This is a genomic window from Paenibacillus apii (assembly GCF_011043685.1).
In the GTDB taxonomy this organism is placed as follows: Bacteria; Bacillota; Bacilli; order Paenibacillales; family Paenibacillaceae; genus Paenibacillus_AQ; species Paenibacillus_AQ sabinae.
This window is the reverse complement of the sequence record NZ_JAAKGU010000010.1, coordinates 13,246-27,016: the sequence shown is the minus strand read 5'-3', so window position 1 is coordinate 27,016 and position 13,771 is coordinate 13,246. Positions and strand designations below refer to the sequence as shown.

Here is a 13,771-nt window from a genome sequence, read left to right as displayed (position 1 = left end):
GAAGGGCCTGCGGTTCATGACTTCTCTTACAATATCCCGTTTCCTTCAGACCAGGCAGACCACCTGATTGGATGACTCTTCACGGGCATGAATGGAGAACTCCCCGGCAAGTCCGAGGTAGGCCCGCATCCGCAGCGTCATCTCCCGGCGAAAGCTCGGCCATTGAATATGCATCTCGCCGGCGATTCCTCTGCACTTGAACTGGGCCTCGACGCCTTTCTGATCCTGCCGGATCGTTGAAACGATGATATTCTGCGACTCCAGCTCGCGCTTGACCTCCTGCAGCATGAGGGCTGTCTTCTTGGCTCCGATGGAGACCAGTTCCATATAGAGCTGGGGCATCTTGAACAGACCGCTCTTGCCGATGGCCCGGCAGTCGCGCTCGAATACTTTATGAATAAACGTTAGCAGCAAATAGCTTCTGACAAGGGACAGTTCTTCCTGAGTTGCTTCACGGTTACGCTTTGCAATCGTCGCCATCTGAATCACCTCAATTGTAGTATGCGAACCTTTGTTCTTATTATACATCCGATACAGCAGTGAAAGCAATATTCCTGTATGCATTTTATGAAAAAAATGTTATTTAAAAAAATCGTTGACTGATATTTAGCATCATGGTAAGATATATCTTGTCGCCGCAAGAGCGAGCGGCCAATTGATGAGCGGTCGTGGCGGAATTGGCAGACGCGCACGGTTCAGGTCCGTGTGGGCTAACCCCCCGTGGAGGTTCGAGTCCTCTCGACCGCATTCCCTAAAATGAAAAGGTTCATAAAACTGTTGCATAAACAGTTTTATGAACCTTTTTTTGATTGAAGATGTTGTAAATAACGGATACTTTGCAATCCTCCTGTGCAAAGTAGTGTTAAAGAAATTTGATAAGGAGGACATCATGAATAAGCTTCAGGAAGAAACCAGCGTTGGAAACTATGTTTGGCGGGGCAGAAAGAAAATTGATTTGGTTAAAGAAGAAGACCGCTTTACAGTGATATCACCTGACCCCCATATGGTTGAGAAATTGTCGGTTCTCAATGGCGTTCATGAATTGAGCCCGTTAACCCCAAATATCTATAAAATTAAAACTTCCTCAACCGAGCGGGAACAGCTTATGTCCATTATGCGTTCCCAAGATACAAATTTGGTCGTCCATCACGCTTATCGCCCCAAAGGCAGCGATGGCACGATATATTATTTAACCGATCAAATCAACGTTTCATTTAAAGCAGGCACACCTGAAACCAAAATTGAACAGCTGCTGGAAAAGTACAAATTGATATTGATTCAGGCTTACGATCAGCCCTCTTTAACTTATCTTGTTGGAGTTACATCTGACAGTAAAGAAAATCCCATAAAAGTATCCAATCGCCTGATGGAAGAGCCCGAGATCGAATATGCTGAACCTAACTTGATTAATCGCTTTCAGCCCATGTACATTCCGGCAGATAATCTTTTTCCTAAACAATGGCATTTGAACCCGACGACAGGTCTTTTTGTTGACCGGCATGCCAGCGTGTTTGCCCCGGATGCTTGGGACATTACGAGAGGGAACCGAAGTATTGTTGTGGCAGTTATCGATGATGGATTCGATCTTTCCCACCCTGACTTTCAAGGGGAAGGAAAAGTTGTCTTTCCCAAGGATTACTCAGACAATGACTCATGGCCCTATCCGGAGGGAGAGGACTATCACGGCACACCTTGTGCCGGTGTGGCGGTTGCCGAAGAGAACGGGCAGGGCGTCGTTGGAGTCGCTCCGGGCTGTTCACTCATGCCGATCCGGATCAATTTTAATCTGATTATAGATGACCGTAAATTTAAAGAAATTTTTGAGGAAACAGCCAGACATGCGGATGTCATTTCCTGCAGTTGGGGACCGGCTCCCGCTTATGCTCCATTGCCCGCAATCGTAGAAGACACGTTCACCCGAATTTCGGTTTCAGGCGGTCCCAGAGGCAAGGGCTGTGTCATTTGCTTTGCTGCGGCTAACTTCAATGCGCCCATTAATGATCCCGATCCCAACCAAGTTTTCAAATGGAGGGATTATGAAGGCCGGGCGCGTGAGACGCGCGGGGCGATTTTGAACGGAAATGCTGTTCATCCGAATGTGATAGCCGTTGCCGCTTCAACCAGCATTAACCGCCATGCGGAGTACAGTAATTGGGGAAAGGAAATCAGCGTGTGTGCTCCGAGTAATAATTTTGATTCGCGGCTAAACCGATACGCGCCTGGACTAGGCATTTGGACAACGGATAATGAAAACGGCGGATTTGATTCAGGCATTTTTACCGGACGATTTGGAGGCACTTCGAGCGCGACACCTCTTGTTGCAGGCATCTCGGCTTTAGTGCTCAGCGCCAATCCCAATTTGACAGCCAAAGAAGTCAAAGAAATTTTGCAGCGTACTGCCGATAAAATCGTCGATGATCAGCCTGATCTGGAAGGAAACAAACGGGGCAAATATGACGGGAATGGCCACAGCGAGTGGTTTGGATATGGCAAGGTCAATGCTTTTAAAGCGGTACAGGAAGCCAAGCGGTTGGCTCAACCCGCAATGGAGCCTCAAACTATTTAACTAAAAATAACGAAAGGGTTGTTGCCAAGCCATGTGCGGCTTAAAGGCGACAACCCTTCTTTATGTGAACAGGCTTTTTTGAGGAAGCCTATAATTTTATTCGTTCATCTCATGCGCTGGAAAATGAGGCAGCACGTATTCGCCCAACTCCTGAATAACTTCACCGGCGGGCCGGTCGCTGTCAAACAGGGCGAAGAACAGATGATTCACGCCAATGGAACGGTAGACTTCAAGCAGTTCGATCAGTCTGTTCCGGCCCAGGCGATATCCCAGCCGGATGGGGGTTGGCCGTTCATCCGGATTTTCCGCCAGATCGAGATGCATCGGCATCGAGAACGGACGAAAGTCCTCATTGCCGTGACGGGTGGCGGATTCACGCCATGCCGTTATCACTTCATGCTGGCGCGCCGGCGCCTGCGGGTAATACATCCAGCCGTCTCCATGCTGTCCAAGCCAGTCCAGGTCCTGCTGTGCAAAGCCGGTAACGATCGTCGGAATTCTGTGACCCGGCTTCGGGACAAGCGTTGTTTGCTCCATATGCCCATAGCTCGAATGAATCAAGGGATATTCTTCGTACAGCGCTTTTTGAAGATAGCCAAATGCTTCCCTAAACTGGGTGCCCCGGCTGGGGTGATCCACTCCAAGTCCCTGAAAGTCGGCTCTCCGGTCTCCTGACGAGACCCCCATAATCAGCCTGTGGGGAAACAGTGCTTCAATGGTGGCCGCCTCTTTCGCCAGCCTGAGCGGATGACGAAGAGGCAGGACAAGAGCGGAAGTCCCGAGAGCGATTTTGCTCGTCTGACTCAGAAGATGCGTGCCATAAATCAATATATCGTAAATCTGTCCGACCGCCGGGTCGAGGAAATTCGGATCTTTCAAGATGACGTCCCGAAGCCACAGCGCGGTAAATCCGTAATGTTCCGCAGCTTGCGCCAATTCAATCTGATGCGCCATGGTCGGTGTCTTGATTCCGTAATTCTCCAGCGGGATATGAAGACCCAGCGTCATTTGGCCTTCCCGGTACATCCTTTGATAAGCTTCATGATTCTGAAACATAGGCGGCGCCTCCGATCATTTCCGTTCAAGCTTGCCCGAAATAGCGGTGAGCACAACCGCAACGATTACCATTAAAGCGCCGATCCATGGAGTATGCACAAGACCCATCGAATCGACAACAACCCCGCCGACAAAAGCGCCGATGGCAATCCCGATGTTGAAAGCCGCAATATTCAGCGCCGAAGCGACGTCTACCGCAGTTGGAACGTATTTTTCAGCCAGTTGAACAATATAGAGCTGAAGACCGGGCACATTCATGAAGGCGAACAAGCCCATCAGAACGACGCCAATCAAACCAGCAATTTTAAAAGGAATGAGGAACGTTAACAGAATGAGAGCTGCGGCCTGTAAAATAAACATCATCAGCAGCGCGCGGATCGGGTTTTTGTTCGCCCATTTTCCGCCGATCGAGTTACCGAATGCCACGGCAACACCGTAGGCGATCAGGATAACGTTAACCGCACCTTTACTGTATCCAGTGACATCTTCCAGGAGCGGAGTCAAGAAAGTGAAAGCAACAAACGTTCCGCCATAACCAAGAGCTGTAATCAGAAAGCCCAGCAGCAGCCGACCGTTCGTGATCAGCCGGAACATATCCGAGAATTTGGCGGGAGGAGCTTGCTTTAAATTACGCGGGATCAGAATGGAGCTTGCAATGATTGCAATAACACCCAGCAGGGCGACGGCCCAGAATGTTGCTCTCCAGTTGAAAGCTTGACCAATGAAGGTTCCAAGCGGAACGCCCGTAACGATGGCAATCGTCAGACCGGTAAATACTAACGCAATGGCGCTGGCTTTTTTCTCCGGAGATACCAATTGAACAGCGATCGTCGATGCGATCGAGAAAAAGACGCCGTGCGAGAAGGCTGTAATGAAACGCGCAACGAGCAGCAGCCCAAATGACGATGACATCGCGGCGGTTGCATTACCGATGATGAAGAGCACCATCAGCCACATCAGCAAAGACTTGCGGCTCATGCGATTGGTGAGTGCAGTAATGATAGGGGCCCCCACAGCAACCCCAAGGGCATAACCTGTAATAAGAAGGCCGGCCAGTGTAAGACCGATTCTCAAGTCATCGGCGATGGCTGCAAGCAGACCTACAGGAACAAACTCGGTTGTACCGATGCCAAATGCGCTAATGGCCAGGGCGAGAAGCGCCCAGTTACCCGATTTTTGCATCTCTTTAGGCTGAGACGCGGTTTGTGCGATATTGCTCATTTGTATTTTCCTCCAATGTGATTATTTGCATTGAATCAGGTTGCTACGCTCTGCATTTCCTGTGCATAGGGCTATTATATAGCCGTACAATCTTCATGATAAGTACGTACTTTTTAGTGATATAGGCACTAAAAAGTACCTGTATAAATAATTATTTAATAGTAAAGAAGCGGCACTGATTGCAAGACTGAACGTAAGACTCAGCTTTGGGGGCTTATTCCTGCGGCTGCCGGGCTGCTCTACAATCATTTTTATAGGCACTTTTTGGTACCTATAGTACTAAAAAGTACGTACTACACGAAAAGGATGATTAAATCTATAATGAAACCTGCGCCGGGTCATCGATCCGTATGAATTAGATGTGAGAATGGAGGAAGAATAAGTGGCTAAGAATTTGCAAGATTCAGTTGCTCTCTATAATGGTGTGAGCATGCCGTGGTTTGGTTTGGGCGTATTTAAAGTGGAAGAAGGCCCCGAACTTGAGAATGCGGTAAAAACGGCGATCAAACATGGGTACCGCAGCATCGATACGGCAGCTATCTATGGAAATGAAGAAGGTGTAGGACGGGGAATTCGCCAAGGGCTTGAAGAAGCCGGCATTGGCAGAGAAGAGCTGTTCGTGACCTCCAAAGTATGGAACGCCGATTTGGGATATGAGTCCACGTTGGCCGCCTATGAAACGAGCCTGCAAAAACTGGGCCTCGACTACCTGGATCTGTACCTGATTCACTGGCCGAAAGAAGGAAAGTTCAAAGAAGGCTGGAGAGCGCTGGAAACCATTTATAAAGAAGGCCGTGTAAAAGCGATTGGCGTCAGCAACTTCCAAATTCATCATCTTGAAGAATTAATGGTTGACGCTGAACTTAAACCGATGGTGAATCAAGTGGAGTACCATCCCCGGTTGACTCAAAAGGAATTACAGCAATATTGCAAACAGCAAGGCATTCAATTTGAAGCCTGGTCGCCGCTCATGCAGGGTGAACTCCTGGATAATCCGGAACTCAAAGAAATTGCCGATAAATACAATAAATCCATTGCCCAGGTCATTCTGCGCTGGGACCTCCAGAACGGCGTTATAACGATTCCTAAGTCTACAAAAGAACACCGGATCGTTGAAAATGCCAACGTTTTTGATTTCGAATTAACTGGGGAAGATATGAAGCAAATTGACAGTCTCAATCAAAATCATCGGGTCGGCCCGGATCCGGACAATTTTGATTTCTAATATAAGAGTGAACAATCCATCCCTTGAACACTTTTGAGGGGTGGATTGTTTTTAACCTGCGAAAAGGGGATGTAAACGATGAATGGAATTGGCATAGAGGAATATGGCGATGAACAACAGCTGAAGATGATTACTGTAGAGACGGAGCCGCTCGGACCGGAAGACCTGCTGATAACCATCAAGGCAAGCGGGGTGAACCCTGTGGACTGGAAAGTACGGGAAGGGCTTTTGCGAGAAGCTTTTCCATACCGTCTTCCCTTGATTTTGGGCTGGGATGCTGCGGGTATAGTGGCGGCTGCCGGTTCCAAGGTGACTGATTTTAAAGTGGGCGACGATGTCTTTTTTAGACCGGAAATGGAAAAACAGGGCACTTACGCCGATGAAATTGTGGTTCCTGCTCGTTTTGTTGCGCCAATGCCACGAGGATTGACCTATGTTGAAGCGGCTTCTCTCCCCTTGGTGGGTCTCACCGTCTGGCAAGCGCTTGTGGAAGCGGGAAATGTTCAGGCAGGGGATAAGGTGCTCATTCTGGGGGGAAGCGGCGGGATCGGTTCGGCCGCCATTCAGCTGGCCAAAGCGCGCGGCGCCTATGTGGCGGCGACAACAAGCTCGAAGAACATTGAATTTGTGCGCGCATTGGGTGCGGATGAAGTTCTTGCCTATGACCGGGGAAGCCTGAACACAGCAACGGAATTTGATTTTATGCTGGATACGCTCGGGGGCGAGCCTTATGGGGATGCATTGAAATTCATGAAGTATGGCGGTAAGGTAGCTACCATAGTAAGCGAGCGGGATGCTGTACGTTCAGCTGCTGCGGATGTATTGGAACAAGAACGTCAATTGACCGTTTCGTTTGTTTTTACCCGCCCGGACGGAACGAATATGAATCACATCAGGGAACTGGTTGAAGCGAAAAAACTAAAACCGGTAGTAACCGAAGTCTTTCCGCTAACCGTAGACGGTGTTAGAGCAGCCCATCAGTTGAGCCGGTCAGGCCGGACACGGGGGAAGATTGTTTTGAGTAATGAATAAATACACTATTTCGACTAAATTATGGATGACTAGACTATTGAAATGACAGATACCCGATGATATATTGTTAAAATATAAAAACAAACTAAACATATTGGTGACATAGTAATAATTTATTCCTTTCGCTGCCAACTGGAAAACCGGAGGCCTGATTAATGTTCAGCATTAATCGGGTCTTCTTTATTTTAATTTTAGGAGGTTGAAGCTGATGTCTTCGGCGTTACCCTATAAGAAAGGTCTTCACAGCATTGATCCGTATATTCCCGGCAAGCGGCTGGAGGAGGTAGTGAAGGAGCTTGGGCTTCGCAAGGTCATCAAGCTGGCTTCCAATGAGAACCCTCTGGGCTGCTCCCCCCGTGTCACTGAAGCGGCGGCGGCTGTCCTGCAAGCCCCCTCCCGCTATCCGGATGGTGGCAATTCCGAGCTTAAGGCTGAACTGTCCCGGCTGACCGGGCTCGGTCCGCAGCAGTTCGTTATCGGCGCAGGCTCCTTTGAGCTGATTGCCTTTGTTGCGGAAACGTTCATCGGGCCGGGCGATGAGGCGATTATGCCGACACCTTCCTTCTCTTGGTACGGTACGGTTACCAAGCTGCAGGAAGGCAGAATCATACAGGTTCTGCTAACAACGCATAATGTCGATCTGGATGCCATTAAGAGAGAAATTACAGCTAAAACAAAGGTTATCTGGCTTTGCAATCCAAACAATCCCACCGGCACGATCTTTACAGATGAACGGCTTAGACGGTTCCTCGAGGATATTCCGTCTTCAATTGTGGTCGCCATGGACGAGGCTTACTGTGATTTTGTAACCGGCAGTCAGGGCTATCCGGATACGCTCAATTGGATCGGTCAATATCCGAATCTGATCGTTCTCCGTACCTTTTCCAAGATTTACGGGCTGGCCTCTCTGCGTATCGGGTACGCCGCTGCAAGCGAGGAAACGGCCGATTATATGAACCGATGCCGCCAGATTTTCAATGTGAACGCCGTTGCCCAAGCCTCTGCCTTGGCCGGATTAAAGGATGCCGGATTTCGGGAGAGAGTCTACGAGAACAACCGGCTGGGAAAGGAATATTTCTACAAAGCCTTCGGAGAGCTGGGATTGGATTACATTCGAACGGAAGCGAGCTTCATTATGGTGCATACCGGGCAGGACAGTGATACCTTGTATCAGCAGCTGCTGAAGGAAGGCGTGATCATTCGCCCCGGCTCGGCTTACGGCATGCAGGAGTGGCTTAGAGTCAGCATTGGAACGATGGAAGAGAACCGCATATTTATAGAGGCGCTGCGCAAGGTGCTGAAGGCCCCGGAGGCGGCCGGCAGTTCAAAGGGCTAACGTGTAAAAGGCTTGACTTATTATTGAAGGGAGAGAATGAATATGATCTTGGCAAAGGCTCCGGAGAAGTACTGGAACGAACCGGGAATTCTCGCAAAGGGAGGCGAGATTATTGCCCCCATCGGCCAGCGGGCTTGGATACTGGCGGGAAAGACGGCTTTGTCCGTCGCCGGTGAGCCGTTACTGAAAAGTCTGGACGAAAGCGGCATTGTTTATGAGATTCAAGTGTATGAAGGCTACTGTACCCTGGAAGATATCGATATTCTTGGGGCGTCGGTGCAAGCTTCGGCATCCGATGTGCTCATTGGGATTGGCGGCGGCAAAATTCTGGATACCATCAAGGCGGTGGGTGATAAACTGAGCCTCCCGGTTGTGACGGTGCCGACCATCGCGGCTACCTGCGCCGCATGGTCGGCCCTGTCCGTTATCTATACCCGTCAAGGCACCCAGACAGGCGGAATCGTGCTGGAGAGATCACCGAAGGCGGTATTGTCCGACACGGCAATATTGGCGGCTGCGCCGCCACGCTATATAGCGGCCGGGATTGCCGACACGCTCGTCAAATGGTATGAAGCCGCGCCCAATGTGGGAAAAGGACCGGGCAGCATTCACGCCAGAGCGGGACTGGCGACCTCCAAGCTGGCGCTGGACATTCTGGAGGAGCTCTCTATCGACGCATATCTGGCGTCTGGCCGCGGGGAGGTTACGGATGCTATAACCGAGGTAACCAATACGATCATTTTTCTGGCAGGCCAGGCTGGCAGCTTGAGCAGCGGCAGACCGCGAGCTTATATTGCGCATGCCATTAACAACAGCCTGACCAAGCAGCATGAGACGCATATCCGGCTGCATGGCGAGAAGGTAGCGTTCGGTCTGGTCGTGCAGCTGTATCTGGAAGGGTACAGCCAGACCAAGATTGATACTGTCGCCCACCTGCTGCATGCTCTAAGACAGCCGATGACCTTGCGCGAGCTTGGATTTAAGGACAGCTTCCGGGAAAAAGCGGCACTGGTAGCAGGCGGCGTTTCCCTTGACGAACAAGCAGCGGCCGCGCTTCCCTTCAAGGTCAATGCGGAGCTTCTGGAGCAGGCCATCCTGAACACCGACCTAACCGGACAACGCATTGCAGAGCAGGAGCAGAATGCTTTAAGGCAGGCACAGGCCGTATGACCCGGCCGCGCTTTGACTTTGACAAGCCGGTTGACAGGAACAATACCTTGTCTGCCAAGTGGAACTATATCAAGGAATCGGTAGGAGTAGAGGATGCTCTGCCCATGTGGGTGGCCGACATGGATTTCGAGACCGTTCCCGAGGTTAAGGCTGCGATCCTGGATAGAGCACAGCATGGCATATACGGGTACACAGCTCGTTCCGAGGGCTATTATGATGCGATTATCGATTGGAATCTTAAACGGCACGGATGGCAGGTGGATAAGAAGTGGATTACCCATAGCCCGGGCGTGGTCAATGCTTTGTTCACTGCCGTCCGCGCCTTCACCAAACCGGGAGACGGCATTCTCATCCAGCCTCCAGTTTACCCCCCTTTCTTTCGTGCCATCAGCATGAATGATTGCAAGACCATCCTTAATCCGCTGAAGCTGGAAGGGGGACGCTACGTTCCCGATCTCGCCGACTTTGCAGACAAGGTAGGCAGCGGCAGGGTTAAGCTATTTATTCTATGTAATCCGCATAACCCTGTCGGAAGGGTGTTCACGGAAGATGAGCTTCGGGTCATGGGTGAGCTGTGCTTGAAGCATGGCGTTGTCGTCATATCTGACGAAATTCATTCCGATCTGCTGTTCAAGCCGCACCGTCATGTTCCGTTTGCATCCATCTCGGAGGCATTTGCACAGAATACGGTTGTATGCACGGCTCCAAGCAAAACGTTCAATTTGGCAGGTCTCTCCACATCCAATATCATCATTCCAAATGATGAATTGAGACGCCGGTATGATGCAGCAAATGAGCAAGTGGCGCAAAAGAGTCATAACATATTCGGCGCAGCGGCCTGTGAAGCGGCATATAGGCATGGGGAGGAATGGCTGGATCAGTTGATGTCCTACATAGATGGAAACCGGCAGTATGCGGTCGAATTTATTGAAGCCAGACTGCCACAGCTGAAGGTGTACAATCCGGAAGGGACCTATTTCCTCTGGCTCGACTGCCGTTCGCTCGGTCTTGGTAATCAGGAACTGGAACATTTTTTGCTGCACGAGGCGAAGCTTTGGTTCAATCAGGGATATACTTTTGGCAAAGAAGGAGACGGATTCGTCCGGATCAACATCGGCTGTCAACGTTCGACCGTGGAAGAAGCCCTGAAGAGGCTTGAGTATGCAGTTCACTCGCCGGTACGGCAGGGATAGCCGGTCAACATCTTTTTGCTCAAAGCAATTACAGAATCGGACACCCCTAACATCTCTGCAGATGTGGGAGTGCCCGATTTTTTTTCAAAATATGGCTGATAACCAGGGCGGAAGAGTTGACCTATTAATATCCTCCACCGTACCCATACCCAGGATAGTAAGGGTAATAAGGATAGTAGTATGGATAAGGTGTGAAAAATGGAAATGCAAAGAAGAAAAATGGGAACCGTTGTCGGCGAAACCGGCGAAATCTCCTTGGACCATAGCCAAATGCTCTGTAAGTATTATCATTTTCCCGTTCTGCGGCATCAATCTCCTCAGGAACTAACATCGTGATGCCATCGTCGTCCATCCCATCGATAATTCCATCAAACTGTGACCCGTCTCTCGTCTGTGCAATGACATGGTAATTCATATACCGTTGACCTAGTGTTTTCACATCGCCCCCCATTGGGTAAGCTGCCTTACTTTGATTAGGATATGCTGGATTTGGATTGATCATTTGCCTATCCCTCCTTTACAACGTCATGATATTCGCCCATTCCGGGAAATGTTACTCTCAGAGAAAATACGAAAAAGCCCCCTAGTGAAGGGAGCCTTTTGCGTTCATCATGGTCGAATATAGGTGACTACGCTTTTTTGATTTGTCCGCGGATTTCTCCGTCCGGATGCTGTATCGTGTGGACATTCGCGTAAGTGTTGCCGCGTTTGATTTCTTCGACTAAGGATCTTAGTGTCTTCCCACGCAGAGGCCCGACTAAATCCGCCGCAGTAAGGGTTCCCCGCACAACCCCTCTTCTTACAGAGATGCCAAACTTGTTTGGCCCGAACAAGAATGCGACAACAGGACCGTTCTGGCCTCTTCTCCCCAGATGGATATGGGCTTGAGTGAACCGGGAAATGTTTCTTACGACAAGAACGAACGCCAATCTCTTGCCGTCACGGCTTAGTCTGAACGTAGCGGTTCCGAAAGCTTGTGTCCGGACTGGCGGTACCTCTTCTCTGCCAGATAAAAAAGCTCTGAATATGCTCATGATACTCTCTCCTTTCGGAATACATGGGATATCTTATTCCGGTTGAGGGAGAGTGACTTGTTCACAGGCCTAGGAGCTGACAATTGTTGACTGCCGTCCGCCCCACATAAAATTTCCTCCGTCATCAAACAATGACTGTATACCCATACTGGCGAGGGAGATGAATTCATGAACAAGAATCATTTGCGTCAGCCGAACAGGATTGGCTCGAAATCGGCCGCCCTGGTAGTTCTGATAATAAGCCTAGCAATTGTCGGCGGTAATGGAAATGCAGCAGCCTGGCAGAAATATGAATCCGCGGGACACGGCAAAGCAGCTGATCAAACGCGTGATTATTCGTTTAATAATCGGCAGATCCTGCCCGGCCGGGTGAAGACGAATACTCTGGTGCCAGCCGGACCGACGGCCGAAGGCGGACATCCTAGTGTTGCCGTTATCATCGACGATTTCGGAAACAACATGCGGGGAACAGAAGAGATGCTCGAACTGCCGATCAAGCTGACGGTCGCGGTGATGCCGTTTCTGTCGACCTCTGAAGCGGACGCCCGGCGTGCCCATGAACGGGGCTTCGACGTGCTGGTGCATTTGCCGATGGAACCTCGAAACGGCAAGCGGGAATGGCTCGGTCCGGGTGTGATAAGATCGGATATGAGCGATGAAGAAATCCGCAAGAGTGTCGAAGCGGCGATTGACGAAGTGCCTTATGCGATCGGCATCAACAATCATATGGGCTCCAAAGTTACCGGAGACGAGCGGGTCATGCGCGCCGTACTATCCGTCTGCAAGGAGCGGGGGCTGTTCTTTGTGGACAGCCACACCAATTACCGTTCGGTAGCCGGCCGGGTGGCCGAACAAATGGGACTGCCGCGAGTGGAGAATCATGTCTTCCTGGACGACGCGCATACAGCACGTCACGTCACCCGTCAGCTGCAATTGGCGGGAAAAAGGGCGCTCGATGACCACTATTGTGTCACGATCGGCCATGTCGGCATCCAAGGCAAAGAGACCGCCGCAGGAATCCGCGGCGGCATTAAGGAATTAAAGAATCATGTTCAGTTCATCGGAATTTCCGATCTGGTGAAGAAAGAGTGGAACTGGAACCCGGAGCCTACAATTCCATAAGATAAGTGGCAATGCCTTCCGAGATTGCTTCGGCGATCTTTTCCTGGCCCCTTGAAGAGGTCAGCATGGCCCGGTCAACCGGGCTGCTGATAAAGCCCGCCTCCACGATAACCGTGGGGGCGGTTATTTTGTTAAGAAGATAAAACGGCTTCCCGGGCTGGCTGTCGAGCTCTACCCCGTAAAGCCCGTTCAGCTGGTCCTGGATCGATTTGGCCAGCATAAAGCTCCGTCCTTCCTGGCGATACAGCACAATCGGCCCATGCTTCGAGGAAGAACGCGCCCAATTGATATGAACACTTACGACGACAGCTGCGGGCAGCGTCTCGGCCAATTCTTTGCGCTGGGCGAGATCGCGCATATGCCGGGAACGGCTGCGAAGCCACAAATTCTCCTCGCTGGGCGCATAATCGCCGAACCGGTTCAGGATCGTGTCGAATCCGTCCGCTCTCAGCAGCATGAATAGCTTGCGGGATATGGCAAGCGTCAGGTCTTTTTCCAGAATATCGCCGTGTGAGGTTCCTCCATCAATGCCCCCGTGACCGGCATCAATCAGGACGATGCGGTGACCATGCCCAATCAGGGACTGATGCTGTTCAGGCCGTTCCTCCGGTGTGGCGGCGAACGCCTTGGTACTGCCGGCCAGCAGGGTTCCGGCCATAAGCAGGACCAGTACCCCTCTTGCCGATTCTCTCCATTTGGTATACAGAATCAAGAGATCAACCTCCCCTGTGCAATCTTGAAGCCGAAAGCGGTAAAGCTTGCTTCAGCACTGTTCTTTTTTGGGTTAGATTGTGCACGATAAGACCGATTTATGCG

General features: G+C 50.6%; 13 protein-coding genes and 1 tRNA gene. 8 read left to right on the top strand and 6 right to left on the bottom strand.

The window, feature by feature from the left end:
* Positions 1 to 45: 45 nt before the first annotated feature.
* The gene (locus G5B47_RS18975) at positions 46 to 480 is read right to left on the bottom strand and encodes a hypothetical protein (protein ID WP_165101410.1); all 435 of its coding nucleotides are present in this window, start codon (positions 478 to 480) and stop codon (positions 46 to 48) included.
* A 182-nt stretch (positions 481 to 662) separates the two neighbouring features.
* Here G5B47_RS18975 and G5B47_RS18970 point away from each other — a divergent pair.
* Both G5B47_RS18970 and G5B47_RS18965 read left to right on the top strand, forming a co-directional pair.
* Positions 663 to 747: transfer RNA gene (locus G5B47_RS18970), tRNA-Leu, on the top strand.
* Between the two features lie 142 nt (positions 748 to 889).
* A complete protein-coding gene (locus G5B47_RS18965; protein ID WP_165101407.1) occupies positions 890 to 2,566 on the top strand; it encodes a S8 family peptidase in 1,677 nt (558 codons plus the stop codon).
* Between the two features lie 96 nt (positions 2,567 to 2,662).
* Here G5B47_RS18965 and G5B47_RS18960 read toward each other — a convergent pair whose 3' ends face one another.
* Entirely contained in the window at positions 2,663 to 3,622 is a 960-nt protein-coding gene (locus tag G5B47_RS18960) for an LLM class oxidoreductase (protein ID WP_165101404.1), read from the bottom strand.
* Between the two features lie 15 nt (positions 3,623 to 3,637).
* Positions 3,638 to 4,843: an MFS transporter gene (locus G5B47_RS18955; RefSeq protein ID WP_165101401.1), complete on the bottom strand. Its 1,206-nt coding sequence runs from the start codon at positions 4,841 to 4,843 to the stop codon at positions 3,638 to 3,640.
* A 382-nt stretch (positions 4,844 to 5,225) separates the two neighbouring features.
* Between G5B47_RS18955 and G5B47_RS18950 the strand changes: the two genes are divergently transcribed.
* From G5B47_RS18950 to G5B47_RS18930, 5 genes are all read left to right on the top strand, one after another.
* The gene (locus tag G5B47_RS18950) at positions 5,226 to 6,068 is read left to right on the top strand and encodes an aldo/keto reductase (RefSeq protein WP_165101399.1); all 843 of its coding nucleotides are present in this window, start codon (positions 5,226 to 5,228) and stop codon (positions 6,066 to 6,068) included.
* A 78-nt stretch (positions 6,069 to 6,146) separates the two neighbouring features.
* Complete coding sequence (locus tag G5B47_RS18945; protein WP_165101396.1) at positions 6,147 to 7,100, top strand: NADP-dependent oxidoreductase; 954 nt, start codon at positions 6,147 to 6,149, stop codon at positions 7,098 to 7,100.
* Between the two features lie 208 nt (positions 7,101 to 7,308).
* Positions 7,309 to 8,436 (top strand): histidinol-phosphate transaminase, encoded by a 1,128-nt coding sequence (gene hisC, locus G5B47_RS18940; protein WP_165101393.1) that lies wholly within the window; start codon positions 7,309 to 7,311, stop codon positions 8,434 to 8,436.
* Positions 8,437 to 8,478: 42 nt separating this feature from the next.
* Complete coding sequence (locus G5B47_RS18935) at positions 8,479 to 9,606, top strand: iron-containing alcohol dehydrogenase family protein (RefSeq protein WP_165101390.1); 1,128 nt, start codon at positions 8,479 to 8,481, stop codon at positions 9,604 to 9,606.
* Positions 9,603 to 10,799, top strand: coding sequence for a MalY/PatB family protein (locus G5B47_RS18930; protein WP_165101387.1), 1,197 nt, complete (start codon positions 9,603 to 9,605; stop codon positions 10,797 to 10,799). Before G5B47_RS18935 ends, G5B47_RS18930 begins: the two co-directional genes overlap by 4 nt.
* Before the next feature lie 124 nt (positions 10,800 to 10,923).
* Here G5B47_RS18930 and G5B47_RS18925 read toward each other — a convergent pair whose 3' ends face one another.
* Both G5B47_RS18925 and G5B47_RS18920 read right to left on the bottom strand, forming a co-directional pair.
* A complete protein-coding gene (locus G5B47_RS18925) occupies positions 10,924 to 11,301 on the bottom strand; it encodes a hypothetical protein (protein WP_206107439.1) in 378 nt (125 codons plus the stop codon).
* A gap of 127 nt (positions 11,302 to 11,428) precedes the next feature.
* Positions 11,429 to 11,827, bottom strand: coding sequence for a CHRD domain-containing protein (locus G5B47_RS18920; protein WP_328804594.1), 399 nt, complete (start codon positions 11,825 to 11,827; stop codon positions 11,429 to 11,431).
* A gap of 174 nt (positions 11,828 to 12,001) precedes the next feature.
* On the opposite strand from G5B47_RS18920, the gene G5B47_RS18915 reads away from it, so the two are divergent.
* Positions 12,002 to 12,955: a divergent polysaccharide deacetylase family protein gene (locus G5B47_RS18915; protein WP_165101381.1), complete on the top strand. Its 954-nt coding sequence runs from the start codon at positions 12,002 to 12,004 to the stop codon at positions 12,953 to 12,955.
* Here the strand turns inward: G5B47_RS18915 and G5B47_RS18910 are convergent.
* On the bottom strand, positions 12,942 to 13,667 hold the full coding sequence (locus tag G5B47_RS18910) for an N-acetylmuramoyl-L-alanine amidase (RefSeq protein WP_235949883.1): 726 nt from the start codon (positions 13,665 to 13,667) through the stop codon (positions 12,942 to 12,944). The genes G5B47_RS18915 and G5B47_RS18910 overlap by 14 nt on opposite strands.
* Positions 13,668 to 13,771: the final 104 nt, after the last annotated feature.

Coding starts and splice junctions, on each gene's coding strand:
- G5B47_RS18975 (WP_165101410.1), bottom strand. CDS start 480: ATGGCGACGATTGCAAAGCGTAACCGTGAAGCAACTCAGGAAGAACTG.
- G5B47_RS18965 (WP_165101407.1), top strand. CDS start 890: ATGAATAAGCTTCAGGAAGAAACCAGCGTTGGAAACTATGTTTGGCGG.
- G5B47_RS18960 (WP_165101404.1), bottom strand. CDS start 3,622: ATGTTTCAGAATCATGAAGCTTATCAAAGGATGTACCGGGAAGGCCAA.
- G5B47_RS18955 (WP_165101401.1), bottom strand. CDS start 4,843: ATGAGCAATATCGCACAAACCGCGTCTCAGCCTAAAGAGATGCAAAAA.
- G5B47_RS18945 (WP_165101396.1), top strand. CDS start 6,147: ATGAATGGAATTGGCATAGAGGAATATGGCGATGAACAACAGCTGAAG.
- hisC (WP_165101393.1), top strand. CDS start 7,309: ATGTCTTCGGCGTTACCCTATAAGAAAGGTCTTCACAGCATTGATCCG.
- G5B47_RS18935 (WP_165101390.1), top strand. CDS start 8,479: ATGATCTTGGCAAAGGCTCCGGAGAAGTACTGGAACGAACCGGGAATT.
- G5B47_RS18930 (WP_165101387.1), top strand. CDS start 9,603: ATGACCCGGCCGCGCTTTGACTTTGACAAGCCGGTTGACAGGAACAAT.
- G5B47_RS18925 (WP_206107439.1), bottom strand. CDS start 11,301: ATGATCAATCCAAATCCAGCATATCCTAATCAAAGTAAGGCAGCTTAC.
- G5B47_RS18915 (WP_165101381.1), top strand. CDS start 12,002: ATGAACAAGAATCATTTGCGTCAGCCGAACAGGATTGGCTCGAAATCG.